General features: G+C 39.2%; 21 protein-coding genes, 2 tRNA genes and 3 rRNA genes. 4 read left to right on the top strand and 22 right to left on the bottom strand.

What is annotated here, in order from left to right; genetic code table 11:
- Positions 1-8: 8 nt before the first annotated feature.
- Both BMS_RS01210 and BMS_RS01205 read left to right on the top strand, forming a co-directional pair.
- Complete coding sequence (locus BMS_RS01210; protein ID WP_044557152.1) at positions 9-641, top strand: flavin reductase family protein; 633 nt, start codon at positions 9-11, stop codon at positions 639-641.
- Between the two features lie 67 nt (positions 642-708).
- Positions 709-903 carry a hypothetical protein gene (locus tag BMS_RS01205; RefSeq protein WP_014242962.1) on the top strand — a complete coding sequence of 65 codons (195 nt, stop codon included), beginning with the start codon at positions 709-711 and terminating at the stop codon, positions 901-903.
- Positions 904-963: 60 nt separating this feature from the next.
- Here the strand turns inward: BMS_RS01205 and tig are convergent, their stop codons facing one another.
- The 19 genes from tig to BMS_RS01110 all read right to left on the bottom strand — a co-directional run bounded on the left by tig (position 964) and on the right by BMS_RS01110 (position 20,417).
- Entirely contained in the window at positions 964-2,244 is a 1,281-nt protein-coding gene (tig, locus tag BMS_RS01200) for a trigger factor (protein WP_014242961.1), read from the bottom strand.
- Positions 2,245-2,369: 125 nt separating this feature from the next.
- Complete coding sequence (truA, locus tag BMS_RS01195; protein ID WP_014242960.1) at positions 2,370-3,140, bottom strand: tRNA pseudouridine(38-40) synthase TruA; 771 nt, start codon at positions 3,138-3,140, stop codon at positions 2,370-2,372.
- A complete protein-coding gene (locus BMS_RS01190; RefSeq protein ID WP_044557151.1) occupies positions 3,127-4,083 on the bottom strand; it encodes a hypothetical protein in 957 nt (318 codons plus the stop codon). Before BMS_RS01190 ends, truA begins: the two co-directional genes overlap by 14 nt.
- Entirely contained in the window at positions 4,058-4,816 is a 759-nt protein-coding gene (gene pssA / locus BMS_RS01185; RefSeq protein WP_014242958.1) for a CDP-diacylglycerol--serine O-phosphatidyltransferase, read from the bottom strand. The genes BMS_RS01190 and pssA overlap by 26 nt, the downstream gene beginning before the upstream one ends.
- Before the next feature lies 1 nt (position 4,817).
- Entirely contained in the window at positions 4,818-5,435 is a 618-nt protein-coding gene (locus BMS_RS01180) for a phosphatidylserine decarboxylase (RefSeq protein WP_014242957.1), read from the bottom strand.
- 31 nt (positions 5,436-5,466) lie between these two features.
- Positions 5,467-6,081 (bottom strand): glycoprotein endopeptidase, encoded by a 615-nt coding sequence (locus BMS_RS01175; protein WP_014242956.1) that lies wholly within the window; start codon positions 6,079-6,081, stop codon positions 5,467-5,469.
- A complete protein-coding gene (gene rseP, locus BMS_RS01170) occupies positions 6,081-7,649 on the bottom strand; it encodes an RIP metalloprotease RseP (RefSeq protein ID WP_014242955.1) in 1,569 nt (522 codons plus the stop codon). The genes BMS_RS01175 and rseP overlap by 1 nt, the downstream gene beginning before the upstream one ends.
- 9 nt (positions 7,650-7,658) lie before the next feature.
- Positions 7,659-8,483 carry a phosphatidate cytidylyltransferase gene (locus tag BMS_RS16560; RefSeq protein WP_014242954.1) on the bottom strand — a complete coding sequence of 275 codons (825 nt, stop codon included), beginning with the start codon at positions 8,481-8,483 and terminating at the stop codon, positions 7,659-7,661.
- A gap of 11 nt (positions 8,484-8,494) precedes the next feature.
- Positions 8,495-9,250 carry a polyprenyl diphosphate synthase gene (gene uppS, locus BMS_RS01160; protein ID WP_014242953.1) on the bottom strand — a complete coding sequence of 252 codons (756 nt, stop codon included), beginning with the start codon at positions 9,248-9,250 and terminating at the stop codon, positions 8,495-8,497.
- 3 nt (positions 9,251-9,253) lie between these two features.
- Positions 9,254-9,811: a ribosome recycling factor gene (gene frr, locus BMS_RS01155; protein WP_014242952.1), complete on the bottom strand. Its 558-nt coding sequence runs from the start codon at positions 9,809-9,811 to the stop codon at positions 9,254-9,256.
- A 15-nt stretch (positions 9,812-9,826) separates the two neighbouring features.
- A complete protein-coding gene (gene pyrH, locus BMS_RS01150) occupies positions 9,827-10,534 on the bottom strand; it encodes a UMP kinase (RefSeq protein WP_014242951.1) in 708 nt (235 codons plus the stop codon).
- Between the two features lie 79 nt (positions 10,535-10,613).
- Positions 10,614-11,501, bottom strand: a complete 888-nt coding sequence (tsf, locus tag BMS_RS01145) for a translation elongation factor Ts (RefSeq protein ID WP_014242950.1) — start codon at positions 11,499-11,501, stop codon at positions 10,614-10,616.
- A gap of 30 nt (positions 11,502-11,531) precedes the next feature.
- The gene (rpsB, locus tag BMS_RS01140; RefSeq protein WP_044557150.1) at positions 11,532-12,329 is read right to left on the bottom strand and encodes a 30S ribosomal protein S2; all 798 of its coding nucleotides are present in this window, start codon (positions 12,327-12,329) and stop codon (positions 11,532-11,534) included.
- Between the two features lie 183 nt (positions 12,330-12,512).
- Positions 12,513-14,924, bottom strand: coding sequence for a DNA translocase FtsK (locus BMS_RS16555; RefSeq protein ID WP_014242948.1), 2,412 nt, complete (start codon positions 14,922-14,924; stop codon positions 12,513-12,515).
- Positions 14,925-15,063: 139 nt separating this feature from the next.
- Positions 15,064-15,180, bottom strand: a 5S ribosomal RNA gene (gene rrf, locus BMS_RS01130).
- Positions 15,181-15,314: 134 nt separating this feature from the next.
- A 23S ribosomal RNA gene (locus tag BMS_RS01125) occupies positions 15,315-18,242 on the bottom strand.
- A gap of 109 nt (positions 18,243-18,351) precedes the next feature.
- Positions 18,352-18,428 (bottom strand) — tRNA-Ile (locus BMS_RS01120).
- A 101-nt stretch (positions 18,429-18,529) separates the two neighbouring features.
- Positions 18,530-20,086 (bottom strand): 16S ribosomal RNA (locus tag BMS_RS01115).
- Together the 16S, 23S and 5S rRNA genes with 2 tRNA genes alongside form the textbook arrangement of a ribosomal RNA operon.
- A 255-nt stretch (positions 20,087-20,341) precedes the next feature.
- Positions 20,342-20,417: transfer RNA gene (locus tag BMS_RS01110), tRNA-Ala, on the bottom strand.
- Positions 20,418-20,628: 211 nt separating this feature from the next.
- Here BMS_RS01110 and BMS_RS01105 point away from each other — a divergent pair.
- The gene (locus tag BMS_RS01105; protein ID WP_014242947.1) at positions 20,629-21,204 is read left to right on the top strand and encodes a peptidylprolyl isomerase; all 576 of its coding nucleotides are present in this window, start codon (positions 20,629-20,631) and stop codon (positions 21,202-21,204) included.
- A 122-nt stretch (positions 21,205-21,326) separates the two neighbouring features.
- Complete coding sequence (locus BMS_RS01100; RefSeq protein ID WP_014242946.1) at positions 21,327-22,325, top strand: extracellular solute-binding protein; 999 nt, start codon at positions 21,327-21,329, stop codon at positions 22,323-22,325.
- 56 nt (positions 22,326-22,381) lie between these two features.
- On the opposite strand, the gene BMS_RS01095 is transcribed toward BMS_RS01100, so the two are convergent.
- From BMS_RS01095 to BMS_RS01085, 3 genes are read right to left on the bottom strand one after another with little or no spacing between them, the layout of a single operon-like run.
- Positions 22,382-22,663 (bottom strand): cytochrome C oxidase subunit IV family protein, encoded by a 282-nt coding sequence (locus BMS_RS01095; RefSeq protein ID WP_014242945.1) that lies wholly within the window; start codon positions 22,661-22,663, stop codon positions 22,382-22,384.
- A gap of 11 nt (positions 22,664-22,674) precedes the next feature.
- A complete protein-coding gene (locus BMS_RS01090) occupies positions 22,675-23,358 on the bottom strand; it encodes an SCO family protein (protein WP_014242944.1) in 684 nt (227 codons plus the stop codon).
- 4 nt (positions 23,359-23,362) lie between these two features.
- Positions 23,363-24,259 (bottom strand): c-type cytochrome, encoded by an 897-nt coding sequence (locus tag BMS_RS01085; protein ID WP_014242943.1) that lies wholly within the window; start codon positions 24,257-24,259, stop codon positions 23,363-23,365.
- Positions 24,260-24,261 lie beyond the last annotated feature (2 nt).

The raw sequence follows: 24,261 nt of genomic DNA, 5'->3' as shown, positions 1-24,261 counted from the left end.
AATTAAATATGACGATGAAAACATTTGAAACAAATGGTGAATTTAAAGATAATTACAAATTTCTAATTGGATCAATTCTTCCAAGACCTATAGCAGTTGTTTCAACAATTAATGAGAACGGAACAAATAATGTTGCTCCTTTCTCATTCTTTACTGCAGTAAGTGCGAAGCCGATGATTATAGCTTTTTCTCCAATGATTAAGAGCTCTACTGGTGAAATGAAAGATACTCCAAGAAATATTTTCAGAGAAAAAGAATTCGTAGTGAACTTTGTTAGTGAAGATATTATCGACCAAATCAATACTACTTCAGTTGAACTTCCATACGGTGAAGATGAATTCAAGTTAGCTGGGCTCACTCCAATTGATTCAGACATGGTTAAGGCCAAGAGAATTCTCGAGAGTAAGATTCACTTTGAATGTATCTATAGAGACCATCTAAGCTACGGTGACCAGCCAGGATGTGGACAGATTATTACAGGAGAGGTTGTTAAAGTTCACGTTAATGAGGAACTACTTGAAGAAGGTAGAATTATAACTGAGAACTTCAAGCCTGTCGGTCGTGGCGCTGGAAACGATTGGATCCTATGTGATCACCTCATTCAAAGAGAGCGTTTAATGAAGGCCCAAATACAGAAATAATTTCAAGCACTTGGGAGAAACCTAGTTTTTCTCTCAAGTTTTCCTCACATCCTCCGATACGCTCTTTATGAAAGTAACAAATGATACAAGAGCACAACAACAATTAAGAGAAATCAATCGAGCAGGTTCTATTGCAACCAAGACAAAGATCACTCTGGACTCGGCCGAAAAAAATGCCAAAGAATCCATGCAACAACTTATGAAGCCTTCTAAGTTTGTTCAAAAGATGGCCTCAGCTTTTAATAAATTAAATATTTTCTAGAATAAAAAAAGGCCCAACATAGTGGGCCCTTTTATAAATATCAATTTAAATTTTAAGATATTACTTTAACTTGATTTCTTCTTTGATCTTCTCAAAAGTCTTCTCTTCTCTGATCGCATACATTAAATTTCCTTTTAACTTTGCATCAGAAGCATAGTAGCTCTTGATTTGATCAGCTTGCATTCCTGATCCAGCGGCCATTTCTTCAATCTTAGCATCAAAGTCAGAGTCACTTGCTTCAACGTTAAATTTCTTAGCAAGGTTATCTAAAATTAATCCTGAACGAACTTGGAAAGTTGCTTTATCAGTCATGTCTCCAGACCACTTCTCAAAATACTCTTTAAGCATCTCATCATTGAAACCTTGTCCTTTAAGGTTTCTAGAAAGGTCTTCTCTTAAGCTAGCTTCTTGTTGAGATACAAGAGAAGCTGGAACATCAAATGTATTTGCTTCAATTAGCTTTTCAAGAATTTCTTGGTGCATCTTCTCTGCAACTTCTCTTTCTTTTTGCTTAAAAAGATTATCTTTTGTTTTAGTTTTGAAATCTTCTACTGACTCAAAACCAAATTCTTTAGCTAGTTCATCAGTGAAGTCTGGGAAGATCTTTTGCTTAATTTCTAATAGCTCAGTTTCAAAAGTAACTTTAGCTTCTTTTAGATCTTCTACGTGGTAGTCACCAGGGAAAGTTAATTCAATATTCTTCTTCTCACCTTTCTTCATTCCAATCATTCCATCTTCAAAACCTGGAATAAATTGTCCCGAACCAATCTCAAGTAAGAATTCCTCACCTTTCATATTTTCTGGTCTTTCACCATCTTCTTTTTCACCTTGGAAGTTAAGAACTGCAAAGTGACCTTTTTCTAACTTAACATCACCTTCAACTTCTTTCATCTCTGCTCTAGAACCTAGGTAATTCTTTTCCATCGCTGCAACGTCTTCATCAGATACAGAAACTGTCTCTTTAGCTACAGTGATTTTATCTAAGTTTTTAACTTCAACTGTTGGAAAAATTTCTACTAAAGCATCAAACTTTACAGATTTCCCTTCTTCGTAATTCATATTTTCAAAAGTTGGGTATCCACAAATTCTTAACTCTTCTTTTTGAACAGCATCAAAGAATTGATTTTGAACAAATTGATTTAACGCTTCTGATTGGATCTGAGGTCCGTAAACTTGCTCAACCATGCTCAAAGGAGCTTTACCTTTTCTAAATCCCTTAAGAGATGTTGTTTTTTGTTTTTGAATAATTGCTGTTTTAATTTCAGCAGTTAGATCTAAAGTTTCAAAATTAAATACAAGTTTCTTTGTACAATCATTAATCGTTTCAACTGTATAAGACATATCTTACCCTCGCATAACTAGTTGCATCATTTCGTATAATTTATAGGTGCTGAAAGTATCGGGAATAAGCCCAAAAGTCAATGAAAGTGAGGCCCTAGCTAGAGTTAGATATTCAATTCTGGCATTTAATAATTAACTTCACACAAATAGAGACCGTTAGATGGCGCGACAGCAGCAAGCTTTGCGCCCGAAGGCGAATTTAAGGCCATTTTCAAGTCTGCTAACTCCACCTTACCAAGACCAATATTCCAGAGAGTTCCCACCATAAGCCTAACCATTTGCTTTAGGAATCCGCTCCCTTTAACTTCAAAAATATAGTGCTCTGGATAAACTTCCCCAAGAAATCCCTGCTGCTTTTCTAAGTGCAGCTTACAATCATAGATAACTCTTACCGTGCTAGAAATATCAGTTCCAACAGTATAAAAATCAGCAAAGTCATGCTCACCGATAAAGAGCTCACACGCCTCTCTCATCTTTTCAATGTCCATTGGTCTATCTAGGCAGGTCATAGAATCATCAACTAAAGCATTTCTTCTTCCATTTAAACTAAAGAGATACTTATAAGTTTTATCCTTAGCATCAAAAACTGGATTAAAGAGCTCACTTGAGTTTTCACTATGAATGCATTCAATATCATTTGGAAGGTGAGAATTGAGGGCCTTAAGAAGTGATAGAGGCTCAAGCTCTAGAGGAATTTGAACTCTCACCACTTGACCCAAGGCATGTACCCCAGAGTCAGTTCTTCCCGAGCCTATCGTATGAATTTCATCTGACTTTGATATTTTCTTCAAAGCCTTTTCCAATTGACCTTGAATAGTTTGACTAGTGTGGGGCTGCTTTTGCCAGCCCTGATATTGAGTTCCCTTATACCTAAGAATTATTTTATAAAAACTCAAAAGTAAAACCTACTCCGTAAGACATTCCACTAATCTCGATATCATCACCGAAACCACTATAGTTTTGCATACGAACAGCAAGATCTAGAGACATAAAACTCACTTCATGATCTCTATAAAATTCGAATCCTGTATCTGTAAACAGATGGCCAAGGTTCAACTTAAATTTTCCCTCAGCAAAATATCCAAATCCAACTTGCTTCTTTTCCTTGTCTTTATCACCGTCGTCTCTGTCACTTCTATTTTGAATAAGTCCCATAGCACTAGGACCACCGGCCGCCGAGAGCTTAATGACTTCACCAATTGGAAGTTCAAGAACCAATCTTAAATCGAGAGGAAGTGAGTAGAGATTAAATCTAGTATTACTCACAGTACCGTCATCAGAGAAAATCCCTTTTCCTGTACTATAGCCAACACCGGCTCCACCACCGTAGCCAATATTTATAAAACCTTTGTAGAGAAATTTATCTCTTGATAAGTGAATTGAGCCACCCTTTGCTCCAGAGTCTCCTCCGAATGTTCTATCGTAAACTCCTCTATTATCTGTGTAATCAAAATTATTTTGAAAAAACTTTAACGAGAACGAAGACTTAGATTTTTTAGAGAGGCCTTTTAAAATATCTTTATTTGTGTAAGTGATATACTGATCGGACTCTGTTCCACTAAATGGTGCTCCAATATTAAATTGAGTGGCGTCTTTCCCCTCAGACTGTTTAGTTCCATAATCACTTTCACCCGGAACCATCGCCGAAGTCTTCCCTTTCTCAACCTTATCCATAGGCCTCTCATCAGAGCCTTGTATATAAGGACTATTTCCACCTTCGACTTCATCCATTGCATTTGGAATATCACCATCTACTCTTTGACCAAAGTCCTGCGCAAAACTTGCGCTCATGAGTAAAATTGTAAATGCTACTTTAATTACTTTCATTGATTTCATCATTTTCGCTCTTCCATGAAAAGACATCTTCTAAAGCGCCTTTATGAGTTATAAAATAAACTAATCCACCTAGAACATATGCTCCAGTAATCACACCTATCATTAACTGCTCGTAAGTGAAGATGAGGGCCAGCAATAAAAAGATAATTGCGAGCACTCTCTTCTTATGAGTCTTAACCCAAGTCGCATTCTTAAAAGAATAGAAAGGGATATTCGAAATCATCAAAAGAGAATAGAGAACAACATAGAAAATAGTAAATGGCGTTAGCGTTTTAATTAAATGAAATTCAATCGCTAAAAGAACATAACCCACAAGACCTAGAGCCGCAGTTGGAATTGGTAGACCTTGAAAGTAGTCACTACTAACTTTATCAATATTGGCATTAAACCTTGCAAGTCTTAAAGCACCACATAGTAGATATAAGAAAGAAACAACCATTCCAAGTCGCCCTAAATCTTTAAAGAAGCAATTATAAACCAAGAAAGCAGGAGCCATTCCAAAAGAGACAACATCACTAATAGAATCAAATTGCTCACCAAATTGAGACTGAGTCCCCGTCATTCTGGCAACTCTCCCATCAACAGAATCAAAAATCGCCCCCAGCAATAGAATCATACTTGCATTATAAAATTGTCCCTTCCAGGCCATTATTATAGACGCAAAACCGCAGGCCATATTTAAAGCTGTAAATGTATTAGGTAGAAAGAAAGCTAACCTTTTAGGCTGATCAATCATATTATTTTTCCTCAATATCAGTAGGAATACCTGCAAGGATTCCTTGCCCAGCAACTACTTCATCTTTTTCATTAATTAATACTTCCAATGCAGATGGGATGAAAACTCTCACTTCCCCACCCATTGGAAGAAATCCAAAATTCACTTTCTGCTTTCCTCTATCACCTGGTAAGACCATTATTTGAGGAGCTAAGCGCAATATATTTTGTCCAACAGCAAGACCGATATCCATTCCATTCACTAGTCTAAATTTCACTAAGTGATCTAAGCATGAATCACAGCTTGCTTGAACATCATGTATCTCTGATTTTACTGGAAAGAAAAGTCCAAACTCTTTCCAAAATGGAACTTGAATGAGGACACTTGTCATATCTTTGCCAAAGAATTCATGATCAACATTTTTTTCAATCTTATAAACTCTTCCATTAACTGGTGAGACAATTACATTCTCATTCGAATCTTTTCTAAAGTCTTCTTTCTGCTTTCTAAAAATGGCAAAGAGTATTCCGTAGACAAGGGCCGCAAATAGAAATCCCCACACGCCAATAATTAGCATTAAGAGCAATGCCACAAAAGTGATACAAGAATATATCCATTTAGGAAGGTAAGTTAATCCCATACAATAAATCTATCAACAAATTGCGCCAATGTCATTTATTGCTTACGTGGAACTCATTTTCTAAAGATCTGTAATAAAAGGGTTTCTCCCTTAACTGACTCTCAGCAACATAAGAAAAAACCTCCTCTGGTTTCTCCTTAATCAATTGAGCACTAGAGCGAGAGATTTGATCAATGACACCATCAAAGTGAGTCCAAAACTCTCCTAGCTCCGGTGACAATTTCTCCTGAAGAGAACTTAGGTCTTTTTCACTATGCAGTGACTTCTCTACCTTCTCTCCCCTCCATTCATAGAGAAAAATCTCACCCTTAAATGCCTTAGATACCCAAGCGCCTCTTTCAATGCCTAAGATAAATGGAACTGAGAAATGGTAAAATGAATAAATTGGAATGTCTTGCCACTCTAGAACTTGGGCCATCCCTTCAGAGATTCGCATCCCCGTATATGATCCAGGACCTGCAACTTGAAAGAGACCTTGAACTTCTTTAATTTTTAAATTTCTCTTTTCAAGTAAGCTGTAGACATGGGAATGAATGGAAGCTGAGCTCTTCTTATCCTCAGTTTCCACAAAATCCAACCACCTATAATTCTCATCCAATAAACCGAGAACCAAGTGGTCAGACGTATCAATAAATAAATAGGCCATTAGAAAAATCTCACAACATCATTAAAAATCGCACCTATCATTAGCATTAGAAGCATCGATAGGCCAAATTGTTGTGCTATTTCCATTTTTCTTCTTGAAACAGGACCTCTATTTAAGAACTCAAGTCCTAAAAATAAAATATGTCCACCATCCAAGACTGGAATTGGGAAGAGATTAATGACACCCAAATTAATTGAGATAAGGGCCATTAATTGAAAAAAGTAAGACAAACTAGTTTGAAATGAATCAGATGCAACTTTTCCAATTGCTAATGGTCCGCCAATCGACTTTAAAGATACTTCACCTACGATTAACTTCTTAAAGCCGGCCACTGTTTTTACAATAGAATCCCAAGTTCTTGCAAAGGCACCTGTAAATGATCCGACAAGTCCTTTTGAAGGTGTATCTACGAATCGCATTCCTTGAAATACTCCATCAGAATATACACCTATAAGTTTTACTTTCTTATCTCCTTGAGGCTTAACATCTGGAGTAAGGCTTAACTCTTTCACCTCACCATTGGCAAGAATACTTACCATCACATCTTTAGAGTCAGTTTTCTGTAGTGTAGCGCGAAGATTTTCGAAGCTAAATATTGCAGCACCATTTAAACCAAGGATAACATTTCCACCAAGGATTCCGGCCTTCTCTGCAGGGGAATTCATTGAGATACTTTTAACAAACATATCCTTCGGATATAGATCTTCATTTCTCATAGTAGTGAAGAAGCTCTCTAGTCCCTTTGAACCAAGCTTAACTTCTCTTACAAACGGAGTTTCTTCTTTAATTTCAGCTTGCCCTAAGTCTACACCTTTAGGTAGCTTGAAAATATAGAGACTTTGATCTTGAGCATTCTCAGCAATTTCATCTAAGGATTCACTCCAATCTACTTTATCTTTGTTAAGTGAGAGTGCGAAAATCTCTCCACTTCCTGAAGACATAACTGGCCTTCTAAGAAATGGTTGATAATTTGCCATCTCTTCAAAGAACTCTTCTCCAGTCATTCCAATATTTACAGTCTCTAACTTGTTAAAGCGCTCAACTGTTAGCGTTTGAATTCCGCCATCTGTTAAGGCCATATCTGCAGCAGACGAAATAGTTTCTCCATTCACCTTCTTTAAAACATCTCCTGTTTTAATACCAAGAGTTGAGAACTTAGTACCTTCAGGGATTAGACCCATTCTAAGTTCAGGCATTTTCTCTCCGCCTAAAAGTAGAGAGAAGAAGATAACATAGGCCATAATAAAGTTGGCCAATGGACCACCAAAAACAATCCAGAATCTTGCCCATTTACTCTTATGAGTAAAACTATACTTTCTCTCTTCAACTGGAATCGCATCTCCATTGAATGGATCATCTCCAAACATTTTCACATAACCACCAAGTGGTATTAAAGAGATAGCGTACTCAGTATCACCTTTTTTAAACTTCAAAATCTTAGGACCAAATCCGATTGAAAAGACTTGGACTCTAACCCCAAAAAGACGGGCAAATAAAAAGTGTCCTAGCTCGTGAAAGAAAACTAAAGGGCCTAAGAATAAAATAAATATAAGTACTTTTTCGATCATCTTTTTAACCTATCCAAAATAAAAATACTTGATCGCCGCTGCATAGAACGGAGTCAAGAACATTAGACTATCTATTCTATCATAAACTCCACCGTGTCCCGGTATAAGTGCAGAACTATCCTTAATTTCGCATTGCCTCTTTAGTTTAGACTGTATTAAATCGCCAACTTGAGACATCAAGCCCAGGAATGCAAAGAATATAAACAATTTTACTTCCATCTTTCCAAAGAGAAAGTGAAAGAAGATCCCACCAACAAAGGCCGAAGTCAGAGCTCCACCAACAACCCCTTCTATTGTTTTATTCGGACTCACACTTGGCCACAGCTTATGCTTTCCAAAGTTTTTTCCAAAAAACCAAGCTCCTGTATCCATTCCAAAATTAACTAGCAGTAGAATAACTAAGAGGGAGATCCATTTATTATATTGAAAGATTGAAGCCAGCGACATGAGAGGAAGGAGTACTAATAGTGTAATGCTCATTCTGTATTGCTGTAACTTCCCTACAACAAACTTTGAACTCATTGGTGTGTAAAATAAATAAATCAGTAATAATAAATTTAGAACTAGACCCGCATTTACAAAAGCTTCAACCAAGTGAGGACTAGAGTCTAAAAAGTTTAAGTACACATAGGGAGCAATCAAGGCACCATGTGAGAGAAGATAGGTAATTGTTTTTCTCGAGCCTTTAAGGAAGTTAACAAATAGTTCATCAATGCTTATTACACCAATTACTAAAATAAGTGCCATGGCGGTCTTTGTACCAAAGTAAATACAAATCGCTACAATTAAAGCTAGGACTACTGCCGAAGCAATTCTTTTTTGTGTGTTAGACATGAGAGTTCACCTTAAAGGTTAGTAATTAATTCCTTGTTTTCTACGGCCATCATTTTTGATGTCTGTAAATCGGAAGAGCATACATTTCCAAATCTTCTCTCTCTCTTTGAAACAAATTCAAATATTTCTTTAAATTCTTTTCTAGTGAAGTCTGGCCACTTTGTTTGCGTAAAATAAAGCTCAGCATAAGCTGATTGCCATAACAAGAAGTTTGAAATTCTCTGATCCCCACCTGTTCTAATTAGAAGATCTACATCTCCTAGGTGAGGCATTAATAGATAGGACTGGAGAAGCTCTTCCGTTAACTCTTTTCCAGGGTTTTCTTTGATAAATTTATTAGCGGCCTGAACTATTTCATCTCTTCCACCATAACCAAAAGCAAAAGTAAGCTTAAGACCCTTATTATCTTTAGAGTCATTCTCAAGCTCTGCTATAAGTGATTGAGTTTTTTCAGGTAGCTTTGTAATGTCACCCATTACTTTAAATTGAATATTATTCTTTAATATTCTATTTCTCTCTTTCAAAAGAAACTTCTTTAACAGCTTAAAGAGAACCTTCACTTCTCCTACAGGTCGGCTCCAGTTCTCAGTTGAAAAAGCATAAAGAGTTAGGGCCTTAGCTCCCAAGTCATCTGCCTCTTCAACTATATTAGATACAATCTTTGAACCACGAATATGACCCCAAATGCGCTCATGCGAACGACTCTGGGCCCAGCGCCCATTGCCATCCATTATAATTGCAATATGTTTGAGGTTCGTTTCTTTCATAGATTAAATTGAAAGTAATTCTTTCTCTTTTGCTTCGATAATTACATCTACTTCAGCAACGTACTTGTCAGTAATAGTTTGTATATCAGCTTGAAATTTCTTTGACTCATCTTCAGAAATCTCTTTTGCTTTCTCAGCTTTCTTTACAACTTCATTCTGGTCACGTCTTGAGTTTCTAATCCCAATTTTCGCGTCTTCACCACTTTTCTTAATCTCTTTAACTTGTTCCTTTCTTCTTTCTTCCGTTAAGGCCGGAAAAGGAATTCTAATTAAATTTCCATCATTAGATGGAGTTAAGCCAAGATTTGCACCTAGAATTGCTTTCTCAATTGCAGCAATCATTGTCTTATCAAATGGTTGAATTTGAAGAAGTCTTGCTTCAGGAGTACTAATCTGTCCTACCTGAGCAACTGGAGTTGGAGACCCGTAATAATCAACATGAACTCCATCTAGAACACTTGCTGATGCTCTACCAGTTCTCACTTTTGTTAGTTGATACTTTAACGAATCAATTGACTTTGTCATCTGTGTATTTAACGCCAATTTAATTTCATCCATCATATATATATCTCCGTTTTATTTCTTAACTACTGTGCCTACATGGTCACCGATAACGACCTTCTGGATATTACCTTTCTCAAACATATTGAAGACAATAATCTCAATTTCATTATCCATACACAATGAAATTGCTGCAGAATCCATTACCTTTATACCTTTATTTAGTACATCAATATACTTTAATTCTTCAAACTTTACAGCGTCTTTGTGTACCACAGGATCTTTATCGTAAATACCATCAACTTTAGTTGCCTTCATGATAACGTCGGCATCGATTTCATTGGCACGAAGCGCCGCAGCAGTATCAGTTGTAAAGTAAGGATTTCCTGTTCCCGCGGCAAATATTATAACCCTTTTCTTCTCTAAATGTCTCACAGCACGGCGGCGAATATAAGGCTCTGCTATCTCGGCCATTTCAATCGCTGTCATTACTCGAGTCTTAACTTCTTTTCTCTCTAAACAGTCTTGAATTGCTAGTGAGTTAATTACAGTTGCAAGCATTCCCATATGATCAGAAGTTGTTCTATCCATTCCCTTTGTCGCTCCAGCAACACCTCTATGAATATTTCCACCACCGATAACAATTGCTACCTCTACGCCCATTTTATGAAGGTTTTTAACCTCATCACAAATCTGGTTCAAAACTTCATTACAGACACCGCTACCCTGACTCCCGGCCAAAGCTTCTCCAGACAACTTTAAAAGAATTCTATTATATTTCACTCACACTCCAATGCCCTAAAGTAGATCAAAAAAAAGGGGACTTAAATTGTCCCCTCTTTTATATAAAATTTTAAATCGCTTATTGACCGCTCGTCATTTTTGCAACTTCATCAGCAAGGTTATCTTCTTTCTTCTCGATACCTTCACCTAAGTTGATCTTGTGGAAAGATTTAACAGCAATATTTCCACCTACTTTTGAAGCTGTTTCAGCAACAAGCTTCTTGATGCTTAAATCAGGGTTCTTGATGAAAGCTTGCTCTAGAAGACATACTTCCTTAGCTAGTTTTCCAAGTTTACCAAGAACGATTTTTTCAATCATTTCTTCTGGTTTCCCTTCTTCTTTTAACTGAGCTCTATAAACATCAGCTTCTCTTGTCTTATAACCTTCGTCGATATCATCTCCACTTAGGAAAGTTGGAGCTGCAGCTGCAACGTGCATAGAGATATCTTTTGCAAGTTCAACAACCTCAGGAGCATCAGCTTTATCAGTTTCTAAATCAACGATTACACCGATTTTTCCACCGTGGTTATATGAACCTAAAAGTCCGTTTGTAGAAAGAGAAACAAGTCTTCTTGGATCAACTTTCTCTCCACACTTCATAGTTAATTCAGTAATAGCACCTTCATTTGCAGACTTAAGTTCGTCAACAGAACCAGACTTATTTGAAAGAGCATACTCTGCCATATTCTTTGCAAAACCTTGGAAGTCATCACCCTTAGAAACAAAGTCTGTCTCACAGTTAACTTCAAGGATTACACCATTGTTACCTTCTACTAAAGTTACAACTGTACCTTCAGCAGCGATACGGCTAGCTTTTTTAGCTGCCTTAGCTAAACCTTTTGTTCTTAGGTAATCTACAGCTGCTTCAAGGTCACCATTTGTTTCAGTAAGTGCCTTCTTGCAGTCCATCATACCTGCACCAGTTTTTTCTCTAAGATCTTTTACGTCTTTTGCAGAAATTGCCATTTTTATTCCTCGCTAAAATATAATTTTTAATTACTCTTCTTCTTTAAGATCGATATCATTTTCATACTTAGAAATGATTTCTTTTTCTAATGAAGTGTCTCTAACGCCCTTAGCATCTTTAGAAAGCTTTCCAGTTTTCTTAGCTTGTCCAAGACCTTCGTTTACAGCACTTGCAAAGTAATCAGCAAATAGAGATACAGATTTAATTGCATCATCATTTCCTGGTACAACATAATCAATTCCGTCTGGGCTACAGTTAGTATCAGTGATAGCAACTACAGGAATACCTAGAACGTTAGCTTCTTGAACAGCAATTCTCTCAGCATTTGGATCAACAACAAAAAGAGCACCTGGGATCTTTCTCATATCTTTGATACCACCAAGGTTTTTCTCAAGCTTGATTACATCTTTTTCAATTTTAGATCTTTCTTTCTTAGTTAAAAGTCCGAAGTCTCCAGTTTCTTTCATTTTTTCAACTTTTCTTAGTTTATCTACTGAAAGAGTGATTGTTTTATAGTTTGTAAGCATTCCACCTAGCCATCTGTAAGTTACGTGGTTAGCTCCACAGCTGATCGCTGCATTTCTAACTGTTTCAGAAGCTTGTCTCTTAGTTCCTACGAATAGTACTGGCTTCCCTTCAGCAGAAACTTTCTTTAAGAAGTCATAAGCTTTCTTTGCAGCTGGAATAGTTTTTCCAAGATCAACGATGTAGATACCGTTTCTCTCACCAAAAACGTATTTCTTCATTTTTGGGTTCCACTTGTGAGTTTGGTGACCAAAGTGTGCACCAGCAGATAATAAATCTTGGATCTTTAATTCATTAGACATGTTTACTCCTAGGTTGGTTAGTCTAATCCCTCTAGCTACCAAAAATGGCAGACCGTCCCAAGAGGGAATGTTATTTTGCACTATTGCAATAATTTAGGTGCTTTTAAATAGCATAGAGATCATAATGCTTCAAGGTGTAAATGACCACCAAAAAGCATTATTTGCAGGGTAAAAATTTATCTTTTACAGAGAGTCTGACGCAGCGAGAACCTTGCGAGGCTTTGAGCCTTGCGCTGGACCAACAATTCCTTTTGTCTCCATTTCCTCAATAAGATTTGCTGCTCTATTATAACCAATTCTAAGTCTTCTCTGAAGCATCGATGCCGAGGCAGATCTAGACTCCATCACAATCTTAATAGCCTGATTATACATATCATCATCAGAGCTTGTACTGTCTGGAGAAACGACGTGAGACCCATAGGTGTATTCATCAGTCTCAACTTCTCCACCATTTTCCAAGAACTCCATAGCATTCTCATTAAAGTCTTGTGGGATCTTACTCAGTTCTTCAGTCAGAACTTCAATCTCGGCCTCATCAACAAAAGATGAGTGAACACGTGTCATCTCAACGCCTCTTTTATAAAGCATATCACCTTTACCAAGAAGTTTTTCAGCACCCATCTTATCAAGAATTGTTCTTGAATCCGTGGATGAAGTCACTCTAAACGAGACTCTCGTCGGGAAGTTAGACTTAATAACCCCTGTGATAACATCAACAGAAGGTCTCTGTGTTGCAAGAACGAGGTGGACACCTGCCGCCCTTGCTTTGGCCGCGAGTCTTGCAATATTCATTTCAATTTCTTTTCCGGCCTTCGTTAAAATAAGATCAGCAAATTCATCAACGACGACAACTAAACATGGAAGCTCATACTCATCAGCTCCAGAGTCTTCATAGAAGTGGTGAATCTTAGCAATCATTGCTGGATCTGCAGTCTTAAGTTTTTCATTGAAGCCAGCAATATTTCTAACACCAAACTCTTTAAGTATTGAATATCTTCTCTCCATCTCCTGAACTGCCCAAAGCAGAGCAATTGAAGCAGTTTTTGCGTCAGTTACAACAGGCATAACAAGGTGAGGAAGCTTCTGATAAACAGCAAGTTCAAGTTGCTTTGGATCAATTAGAATCAATTTCATTTGTCTTGGAGATTTCTTTACCAGCAATGAAACGAGAAGAGAGTTAATGAAAACCGACTTACCAGCACCTGTTGCACCAGCAACTAACATGTGAGGCATGGCCGCTAAATCGACAACAAATGTATCACCAAAAGCATCTTTCCCCATTGCAACTGGAAGCATTGTCTTTGAATCTTTAAAGTCTTGTGAGTCTAGTACTTCGTCTAAGTAGATAATTTCACGTGGATTTCTAGGAACTTCAATCCCAATAGTTGTTCTTCCCTTCATGGGATAAACAATTCGAATAGGTGCTCCATATAACGCCATTGAAAGATCTTCGGTCACACCAGTCACTTTAGAAACCTTAATCCCAGAGCCCAATTCTAATTCGAATGTATCTACGACAGGTCCCTTTAAGACATTGATAATCACCCCATCAATCTTAAATTCTGCTAACTTCTCTTCGATAATTTCAGTAATTTCATCAAAGTATTTATCATCTGGGTGTCCTACTCTCTTTACTTCTTTCTTTCGAGATATTGTCTTTACTAGAGAATAGTATTGGCTTTCTTCTTCTGCGCCGGCCTTTGAATTCTTAAGTTTAGCCGAGCCTAGTGAAGATGCCATTCTTACAACACCACCACCTGGAGCCTGTTTTTCTTCATTAATAACACTCTTAGATTCAGCTTCACTAGCTTCAGACTTTTCGATTGGTGTTACATCTTCTACATCCTCATCAGACATAGACTTCTTAAATAAAGAAAATGGAGACTTTTCTTCTTTCTTTTCAGTACTTGCTTCACTAGGGGCAGAACTATTGGCCTGCTCCATTCTTTGAACAAAGCTTGGTTTTTCATCGCTTTTGGATTCACCTTTAAGAAGAAGAGGAACTTTAGTTTTTACCTTAGAAACAAAATCATCACCCTTATTCTGAATCTTAGTATTTATCTGAGCGGGAGAGATCTGAGTTGAAGCCTTTGCAAGCTTAGATGGAGAACTTTTAATGAACTCAAATACAGCAATAACACTATCTTTAAATGATTCACGAAAAGAGCCTGCTAAAAAGCCAACTAGACTAAAAGTCGTAAAGAGAAAAATCATCATTCCTGAAAAATTATTCTCTAAGATATAGAAAATTCCTGCACCCATAAAGCTTGGGTAAACTAGATATGTCATAAAGAGAAATGTTCCTAGAATTGTTAAAGCATTAAAACAATCTAGAGCAGAGTCTCTCTTAGAAAATATAAAAGTATAGAGAAGACCAAAGAAAAAGAAAGGTAGAAATATCCAAGGCCCAGTATAATAACCAACCAATGCTACAAAAGTGGTTAAATAATAACTAAAAAAGTTAACGTCACTAGTACTCGAGGAAATGAGAAAGAAATTATCTGGTAAAACGTCTGAAAAGTAATATGCATAAAATGCAATTAGAGTAATAACAAAAAAGCCTATTAATTGTAATTTTAAGATTCTTGAAGTCATATCAATATTGTATCGCGCAAGTTATTGCACTAAAAGAAAAATCTGCGAAATACTTAAGGTTTAAAGGCATATTTGAAGAATCAAATTTGAAAAAAAGGCAAAAAAAAAGCTCATCCGAAGATGAGCTTTTTTAAAATAATGGGTGCATCGTGCTAGCCTCACACCAAGTCCCCCTGGCACTACTTTCGCCGCTGACGAGCTTGACTTCTGAGTTCGGGATGGGATCAGGTATTTCCTCGTCGCTATCGACACACCCAAATCGAATTTTCAATTTAGATGAACTCTTATAATACTCACAGCTGCCAGAGTCAATACAACCATGAAAATTTAATCAATCAATCTTTGGCATTCACAAAACAAAACCAAATAGAAGTGAACCTAAAATAAAATAGATAAAAGCAAAACGACAAATTAGTATTGGTCAGCTCAATGCATTACTGCACTTACACCCCCAACCTATCAAGCTCGTGGTCTACAAGCTGTCTAATAGAAATCTTATCTTGAAATGGGCTTCCCACTTAGATGCTTTCAGCGGTTATCCTTTCCGAACTTAGCTACCCGGCGGTACATCTGGCGACATAACCGGTACACCATAGGTTCGTCCAACCCGGTCCTCTCGTACTAAGGTCAGATTTTCTCAAATTTCTTACGCCCACGGAGGATAGAGACCGAACTGTCTCACGACGTTCTGAACCCAGCTCGCGTACCGCTTTAATAGACGAACAGTCTAACCCTTGGGACCTGCTCCAGCCCCAGGATGCGATGAGCCGACATCGAGGTGCCAAACCTCCCCGTCGATGTGAACTCTTGGGGGAGATCAGCCTGTTATCCCCGGAGTACCTTTTATCCGTTGAGCGATGGCCCTTCCACTCGGAACCACCGGATCACTAACACCGTCTTTCGACCCTGCTCCACGTGTTTGTGTTGCAGTCAAGCTCGCTTATGCGTTTACACTCTACAGCCGGTTTCCATTCGGCTTGAGCGAACCTTTGTGCGCCTCCGTTACTCTTTAGGAGGCGACCGCCCCAGTCAAACTGCCCACCAGACATTGTCCCCCGACCCGATCAGGATCGTAGGTTAGGATTTCAATTAACAAAGGGTGGTATTTCAAGGATGTCTACTCCTACACCGGAATGCAGGGATCAAAAACTCCCACCTATCCTACGCAATGTTAATCAAAACCCAATGTCAAGCTACAGTAAAGGTTCACGGGGTCTTTTCGTCCTTCCGCGGGTTGCGCGTATCTTCACGCGCACTCCAATTTCGCTGGGCCTCTAGTTGAGACAGTGGGGAAGTCGTTACGCCATTCGTGCAGGTCGGAACTTACCCGACTAGGAATTTCGCTACCTTAGGACCGTTATAGTTACGGCCGCCGTTTACTGGGGCTTCAATTCGAAGCTTCGCCCGAAAGCTAACCTCTCCTCTTAACCTTCCAGCACCGGGCAGGCGTCAGTCCATATACATCCTCTTGCGAGTTTGCATAGACCTATGTTTTTGATAAACAGTCGCTACCCCCTCTTCACTGCGACCTCGTTCAGCTTCACCAGCAAGTGATGTCACCAAGCAAGGCGTGCCTTCTCCCGAAGTTACGGCACCAATTTGCAGAGTTCCTTAACTAGAGTTCTCCCAAGCGCCTGAGAATTCTCTTCTCATCTACCTGTGTCGGTTTACGGTACGGATTGATAATTATCTTCATGCGAAGCTTTTCTGGGAAGCATAGGATCACAAACTTCGGGCTAGGCCCTCGTCATCAAGTCTCAGAGTTAACAAGATCCCGGATTTGCCTAAGATCTCCTCCTACACTCTTAAACCAACATCCAACAGTTGGCTCTGCTACCTTTCTCCGTCACTCCTTCATGTCAAGCGACAATTACCAAGTACGGGAATATTAACCCGTTACCCATCGATTACGCCTTTCGGCCTCACCTTAGGATCCGACTAACCCTGGACGGAGTCACCTGGTCCAGGAACCCTTAGATTTTCGGCGGAAATGATTCTCACATTTCTTATCGCTACTCATGCCGCCATCAGCTCTTGTGATGCCTCCAACGCTCCTTGCCGGTACGCCTTCATCAGTAAACACAATGCTCTCCTACCAATTATAAATAATTCCGAAGTTTCGGTACGTATCTTTAGCCCCGTTACATTTTCGGCGCAGAATCACTAGTCCAGTGAGCTATTACGCTTTCTTTAAAGGATGGCTGCTTCTAAGCCAACCTCCTGGATGTCAAAGTAATTCCACAACCTTTCCCACTTAGACACGATTTAGGGACCTTAACTGTCGGTCTGGGCTCTTTCCCTTTCGACTATGGACCTTAGCATCCATAGTCTCACTGCTTGACTGTACTTAACGGTATTCTGAGTTTGATATGGTTTGGTAAGCTGGTAAGCCCCCTAGCCAATTCAGTGCTTTACCCCCGTCAGTAATCATCAAACGCTGCACCTAAATGCATTTCGGAGAGAACCAGCTATCACGGAATTTGATTGGCCTTTCACCCCTTACCACAAGTCATCCCAACAGTTTTCAACCTATATGGGTTCGGTCCTCCACGAAGTATTACCTCCGCTTCAACCTGCTCATGGCAAGCTCATCCCGTTTCGGGTCTACGACATGCAACTAATCGCCCTATTCAGACTCGGTTTCCCTACGGCTACACCTGCGACGGCTTAACCTTGCTACACACCGTAACTCGGCGGCTCATAATGCAAAAGGTACGTGATCAGGCTTTACAATAACCCTTTCACCGATTGTAAGCATATGGTTTCAAGTTCTATTTCACTCCCCTTATCGGGGTTCTTTTCATCTTTCCCTCACGGTACTGGTTCACTATCGGTCAGCAAGGAGTATTTAGCCTTGGAAGGTGGTCCTCCCAGATTCAGACAGAATTTCTCGTGTTCCGTCCTACTCAGGATACCTCTCGGTCAATCAAACTTTCGGATACGAGACTTTCACTCTCTTTGGTCGTGCTTCCCAACACGTTCTCCTAATCTTCATGAATCCTAAATGAGGTCCTACAACCCCGGGCAGTAAACTGGCCGGTTTGGGCTTTTCTGCGTTCGCTCGCCGCTACTAGCAGAATCTCTATTGATTTATGTTCCTACAGGTACTTAGATGTTTCAGTTCCCTGCGTTCGCTCTAATACAGCTACTTTACTCACTGTATAGTCACTAGCATTTCTGCTAGCGAGGTTACCCCATTCGGAAATCTTCGAGTCAAAGCGTACTTGATCACTCGTCGAAGCATATCGTTACCTAGTAAACGTCCTTCATCGCCTCTTGCTGCCAAGATATCCACCATATGCCCTTAGTAGCTTTTATCTATCTAAAGTTTTACACAAGTTTTTGTTTCTTGGTTTGAATTTTATTTTTATTTTAGGTTCTCGTCTTCTATCTGATTCTGTTATGTGAATGTTAAAGATCAAATTTATGGTGGGTCTAGCTGGACTTGAACCAGCGACCCCGTCCTTATCAGGGACGTACTCTAACCAGCTGAGCTATAGACCCATAAAATTGGTTAAAATAACTAAAGTTATAAGATGAAAAAAGATCCCAAAGCATAAGCGCTTTGACCGGTATAGAGTATCAATGATACTCGTATTCCTTTAAAAGGAGGTGATCCAGCCGCAGGTTCCCCTACGGCTACCTTGTTACGACTTCACCCCAGTCATCGGTCCGACCGTAGGCGCTCCCCTCTGCAAGCAGTTAGGGCCACGACTTCAGGTAAGACCAACTCCCGTGGTGTGACGGGCGGTGTGTACAAGGCCCGGGAACGTATTCACCGGAGCGTGCTGATCTCCGATTACTAGCGATTCCAACTTCATGGAGTCGAGTTGCAGACTCCAATCCGGACTGAGATACACTTTTTGAGATTTGCTCACTGTTGCCAGGTCGCTTCCCTTTGTATGTACCATTGTATTACGTGTGTAGCCCTAGACATAAGGGCCATGAGGACTTGACGTCATCCCCACCTTCCTCCCGGTTAGCCCGGGCAGTCTCCCTAGAGTGCCCAACTTAATGCTGGCAACTAAGGATAGGGGTTGCGCTCGTTGCGAGACTTAACCCAACATCTCACGACACGAGCTGACGACAGCCATGCAGCGCCTGTCACTGAATTCTCCGAAGAGCACTCCAATGTTTCCATTAGATTCTCAGGATTTCAAGCCTAGGTAAGGTTCTGCGCGTTGCTTCGAATTAAACCACATAATCCACCGCTTGTGCGGGCCCCCGTCAATTCCTTTGAGTTTTAGTCTTGCGACCGTACTCCCCAGGCGGTGCACTTAATGCGTTAGCTACGACACTGAAGGGGTCAAACCTCCAATATCTAGTGCACATCGTTTACGGCGTGGACTACCAGGGTATCTAATCCTGTTTGCTACCCACGCTTTCGCGCCTCAGCGTCAATACTCGTCCAGGAAGGCGCCTTCGCCTCTGGTGTTCCTTCGCATCTCTACGGATTTTACCCCTACATGCGAAATTCCCCTTCCCCCTCCGAGATTCTAGATTATCAGTTTCAGACGCAGTTTCGAGGTTGAGCCCCGAGATTTCACATCTGACTTAACAATCCGCCTGCGCGCGCTTTACGCCCAATAAATCCGAACAACGCTTGCACCCTTCGTATTACCGCGGCTGCTGGCACGAAGTTAGCCGGTGCTTCCTTTGAAGGTACCTTCAAATGTAAGGCCTATTGGACCCTACACCATTATTCCCTTCTGACAGAGCTTTACAACCCGAAGGCCTTCCTCACTCACTCGGCATTGCTGCGTCAGGGTTTCCCCCATTGCGCAATATTCCCCACTGCTGCCTCCCGTAGGAGTCTGGACCGTGTCTCAGTTCCAGTGTGACTGATCATCCTCTCAGACCAGCTAAGCATCGTAGTCATGGTAGGCCATTACCCCACCATCAAACTAATGCTACGCAGGCTCATCATTTGGTAAATGCTTCCAAGGAGAGGCATTCTTTCTACTGCTACTTTCAAAATTGCAGTACGTATGCGGTATTAGCCAGAATTTCTCCTGGTTATCCCCCGCCAAATGGTAGATCACCTACGCGTTACTCACCCGTGCGCCACTCTACTCACACCCGAAGGTGCTTTCTCGTACGACTTGCATGTGTTAGGCATGCCGACAGCGTTCGTTCTGAGCCAGGATCAAACTCTCCAAGCAAATATGAACTGTTGTCTTCATTATAAAAATTGAATTAATATACAGTGCTCTAAATCTTCCAAATTAAATTTGGCTCTTGGCTTTTGGAATTCAACATAAACAACATCAACTTTTTACAGCATCCAAGATTTAGTTACGCCAAGTCTTTAAGTTTGCACTTATACTTATTTGGGATCTTCTCATCTTGATATTTGGCCGAAGCCGCATATCTTTAACTATTATTCGAATTTTAAAGAGCCGAAACTTTTTAAGTAATGGTGGAGATGACAGGAGTTGAACCTGCGACCCCTTGCGTGCAAAGCAAGTGCTCTCCCAACTGAGCTACACCCCCGTGCGTTTCCAAAACTTGTTGTTTCGATGTGAGACGTAATTTATGAGTTTCCTGCTCACCTGTCAACAAAGATTTTAAAAATATTTGTGTTTTTTTACTTTTTTTTCCATAATTCTATTGTGTGATTTTATTGACTTAAGCCCCTAATTATAGGAGCCATTAGTCAGCACTACTATTTACTATAAAAAACATTTAAAAAACTGTAGGTTTTATGAAAATTATCAAAATTCTCCCAATTCTCGCCCTTATCTTTTTCAATTCATGTAGTGAAAAGAAAAAACAAGTCATTCCTAACGAAATAAATGCTACAAAAAGCATTACTGCAAGCGACCTTAAAGTCAGTGATAGCGGGCTTTCCGCCGAATCTGTTATCTTAAAAACGGCCAAGGGAAATATTGTTATAAAACTCTATCCAAAAGATGCACCAAACACCGTAACTCGCTTTCTTCAATTGGTTCAAGAGGGCTTCTACGACGGGCTAAAGTTCCATCGAGTACATCCTAAATTTTTAATTCAAGCTGGAGATCCTACAGGTACAGGTAACGGTGGAAGTGGAGTAAAACTTAAGGCTGAATTTAATAAACTTCAACATATCAAGGGAACAGTTGCAATGGCCCGTAAGCCAGAAGACATTGATAGTGCCGATTCACAGTTCTATATAGCTTTAACAACGCTAACTCATTTAGATTCAAACTATACAGTGTTTGGTCAAGTAGTTGATGGTTTAGATGTATTAGATAAGATTAATCTTAACGATACGATCATAACTATCTCACTTCAATTATAACTTCACCAAGGCTTAAGTAGCAGAAATTATTCATACTTACTTAAGCCTGTCGCTTTTGTTTGACAACCCAAACATTCATTTCATATATAGCTCTAAACAAATTTACAACTATGGAGCAAAGAATGAACATGACATTAAAAACTTTTCTATTAGCTTTTGTACTTTTTAGTACAAATGTATTCGCAGCTAAATCTTTAACGATCTACTCTGTTTACCCAGGTGACCAACTACAAGCTGTTTTTAAACCATTCACAGAAAGAACTGGTATTGAAATCAAAGTTGTAAGTGGAAAGAGTAAAGATCTTATTAAAAGAATTAAAGAAGAAGGCGTGAACACTGAAGCAGATCTTCACTTAGACAAAGATCTTGCTTATCATACGCTTGCAACTAACGAAGGAATTTACCAACCTTTCAACTCTAAGCTTGTTGAAAAAAATGTTCCTGCAAACTTCATTGAAACGAATAAGAATTGGTTCACAATTTTTTATAGATCAAGACTTATCATGTATAACAAGAATACTGTTTCACGAAGCGAGCTTTCTACTTACTCTCAACTTGCAAGTAAAAAGTGGCAAGGTAGATTATGTGTAAGAACTTCAGGAAGCTCTTATACTCAGTCTCTCGCGGCATCTGTTGTTGCTCACAATGGTGAAGAAAAAGCACTTGAAATCTTCAAAGGATGGGTAAGAAATTTATCAATGGAAGTTACATCAAGTGATCGTGATATGATTCGTGCGATTGCTGCCGGAAAGTGTGATGTTGCTTTAGTTAATTCTTATTATCTTGTTCCATTCATTGAAGAAAACCCTGACTATCCTGTAAGACCATTCTTTGCAAATCAAGGAAGTTCAAATGCACATGTGAATGGAGTTGGAATCGGAATTGTTAAGCATTCTACAAAATTAAAAGAAGCAACAATGCTTCTAGAGTACCTTTCTTCAGCAGAAGTTCAGGCTCCTGTTGCTAATGCTTTTAACCAGTATCCTGTTAATCCAAAAGCACAGATCTCTGCTCAACTTCAAGACTTTGGAAGCTTCAATGTAGACAGTACAAATGTTGGGACAATTGGTAATTTAATAGAAAGTGCCAAGCGTTTAATGAAAGAAGCACAATACAAATAGACATAAAAAAAGCTCCCTTTCTGGGAGCTTTCTCTTTTTTTTAAATGTATTTTAATTTATCTAAACATTGATTCTGCAATCAAAACAGCTGCATATAAAAATGCTGATAAAGGAACTGCTGCGATCCATTTCATCCACTTTGTTTCTTCATTTAAGTGCATATAGAAGTATGCAACTAAGAAAGCTTTTCCAAGAGCAAGTCCAACAAGTGAAGATGCTTTTAAGTAATAAGCTATATCAAGTTCTGGAATGATAATTTCAACAACTGTTAAGATCGCTAGAGCGAAGAAAATAATTATATACAACTTCTTGTGGCTATGGTGATGAACTTCAGACATTATATTTCTCCTTATTTATTTTCGTTACTATTAGCAAGTAGGCCAACATCAATCATCATCTGATTAATACTGTGCTTATCTGTCTCGTAGTATTTGCGAACGTAACCGTTCCAATCTACCAAAACAAACTTCTCACTATGGGCAATATCAATCAGTGAAACTTCTTCTCCGTCAACATTACCTGTTATAGGCTCACGCTTGCCCATTGGGACTTTAAAGCCATCTATTATTGTTTTTGATAATTGCTCTTCAGTTCCAGTTACAAAGCTCCACACGTAAGGATTAGCATGTCTCTTTCGAGCGAACTTAAAAAGGACTTCAGGCGTATCGTATTCCGGATCAACAGTGAAAGTTACTAGAGCAATATTTGTTCCTAACCCTCTGACTCGCTTTTGGATTTGATCCATTTTTTCCATTAAAGCAGGACAAGTCGTCGGACAACTAGTAAATGCAAATCCTGCAATATAAATTTTTCCGTTAAGGTCTTTACTTCCAAATGGTTTATTAAAGCTATTGAGTAGTGTGTACTCTGGAACTTTATAAAGTTTTGGAAGAGGTGGTGGAAGTTCCCTATTGATTGATTTGTAGATAGGGTATGAAAAAGTAAAGGCGATAAAAAGAAACCAAAAAAGCTTGCTGGCCACAAGCTTTTCAAAAAAAGTATTTCTTCTTACATAACCTACTACAGTAGTCATAAGTCTATTTTCCGTACTTGCTATTTTCAGCTTTTATAGCATTCATTAGGTCTTTTCTTAATTGAGAGTCTTTCATCTCCATTAGACTTTTTACATAGTAAGCAACGGCCCAGATCTGGTCGTCAGTAATTGTATCTTTCCATGCTGGCATTGATGTACCACCAATTCCGTATGCAATTCTACGAGCGAGCTCTTCTGTTGTTACAGCACTTCTAACAACGTCCCAAGTAAAATCAGGTGGGATATTTTGGAATCCCCATTCTGTTTCTTGAGGTTTTTGCTGATAAACTTCCATGTCAATTTCTCTTGGACTTTCTCCTGTGATCTTTCCAAGAGCTTCAACACCAATATAAGCTCTGTGACATGATTGGCAGTTCGCTTCTCCGTGGTAAATCGCTCTACCTTTTTCAATGGCTGCTGATCTGTGCGCTAACCCATAAGGATCGTTAATAAGTTCAACATGAGCGCCAAGTTCTTTATCTTTACCTTCCCAAACTTCAGGAGCAAATGTCTTAATATATTGAACAACAGCATCTGCTTGATCATCTTTTAGATCCCAAGGAAGCATCGCTGTCCCGTGAAGACCTTTAGCTAAAATCTCGAAAAGATCTTTATCGTGTGGTAACTCTCCAGATAGTACGTGACCAAATTTAAAGATACCTTTTGTAAAATCTCTTGGTGGAACCTTCATTCCTTTAGCAGCTACACCTTTTCCATCACCCTTAACTCCGTGACAAGGCATACAGTACTCAGTATAGATCTGCTTTCCCTTGTTTAAAGTCTTAGCTGTTACGTACTTACCACCAGCGAAGATTTTGTCTTCACGAAAGTGACTTTCACTACAAGAAGTAAAAGCACCAAGGATAAGAAGAGTTAAAGTAAGCTTAGCCATATTCTTCATGT

Origin of the sequence: Halobacteriovorax marinus SJ (genome assembly GCF_000210915.2) — a bacterium.
In the GTDB taxonomy this organism is placed as follows: domain Bacteria; phylum Bdellovibrionota; class Bacteriovoracia; order Bacteriovoracales; family Bacteriovoracaceae; genus Halobacteriovorax; species Halobacteriovorax marinus.
The sequence above is the reverse complement of the archived record's forward strand: the minus strand, read 5'-3'. Positions and strand labels throughout refer to the sequence as shown.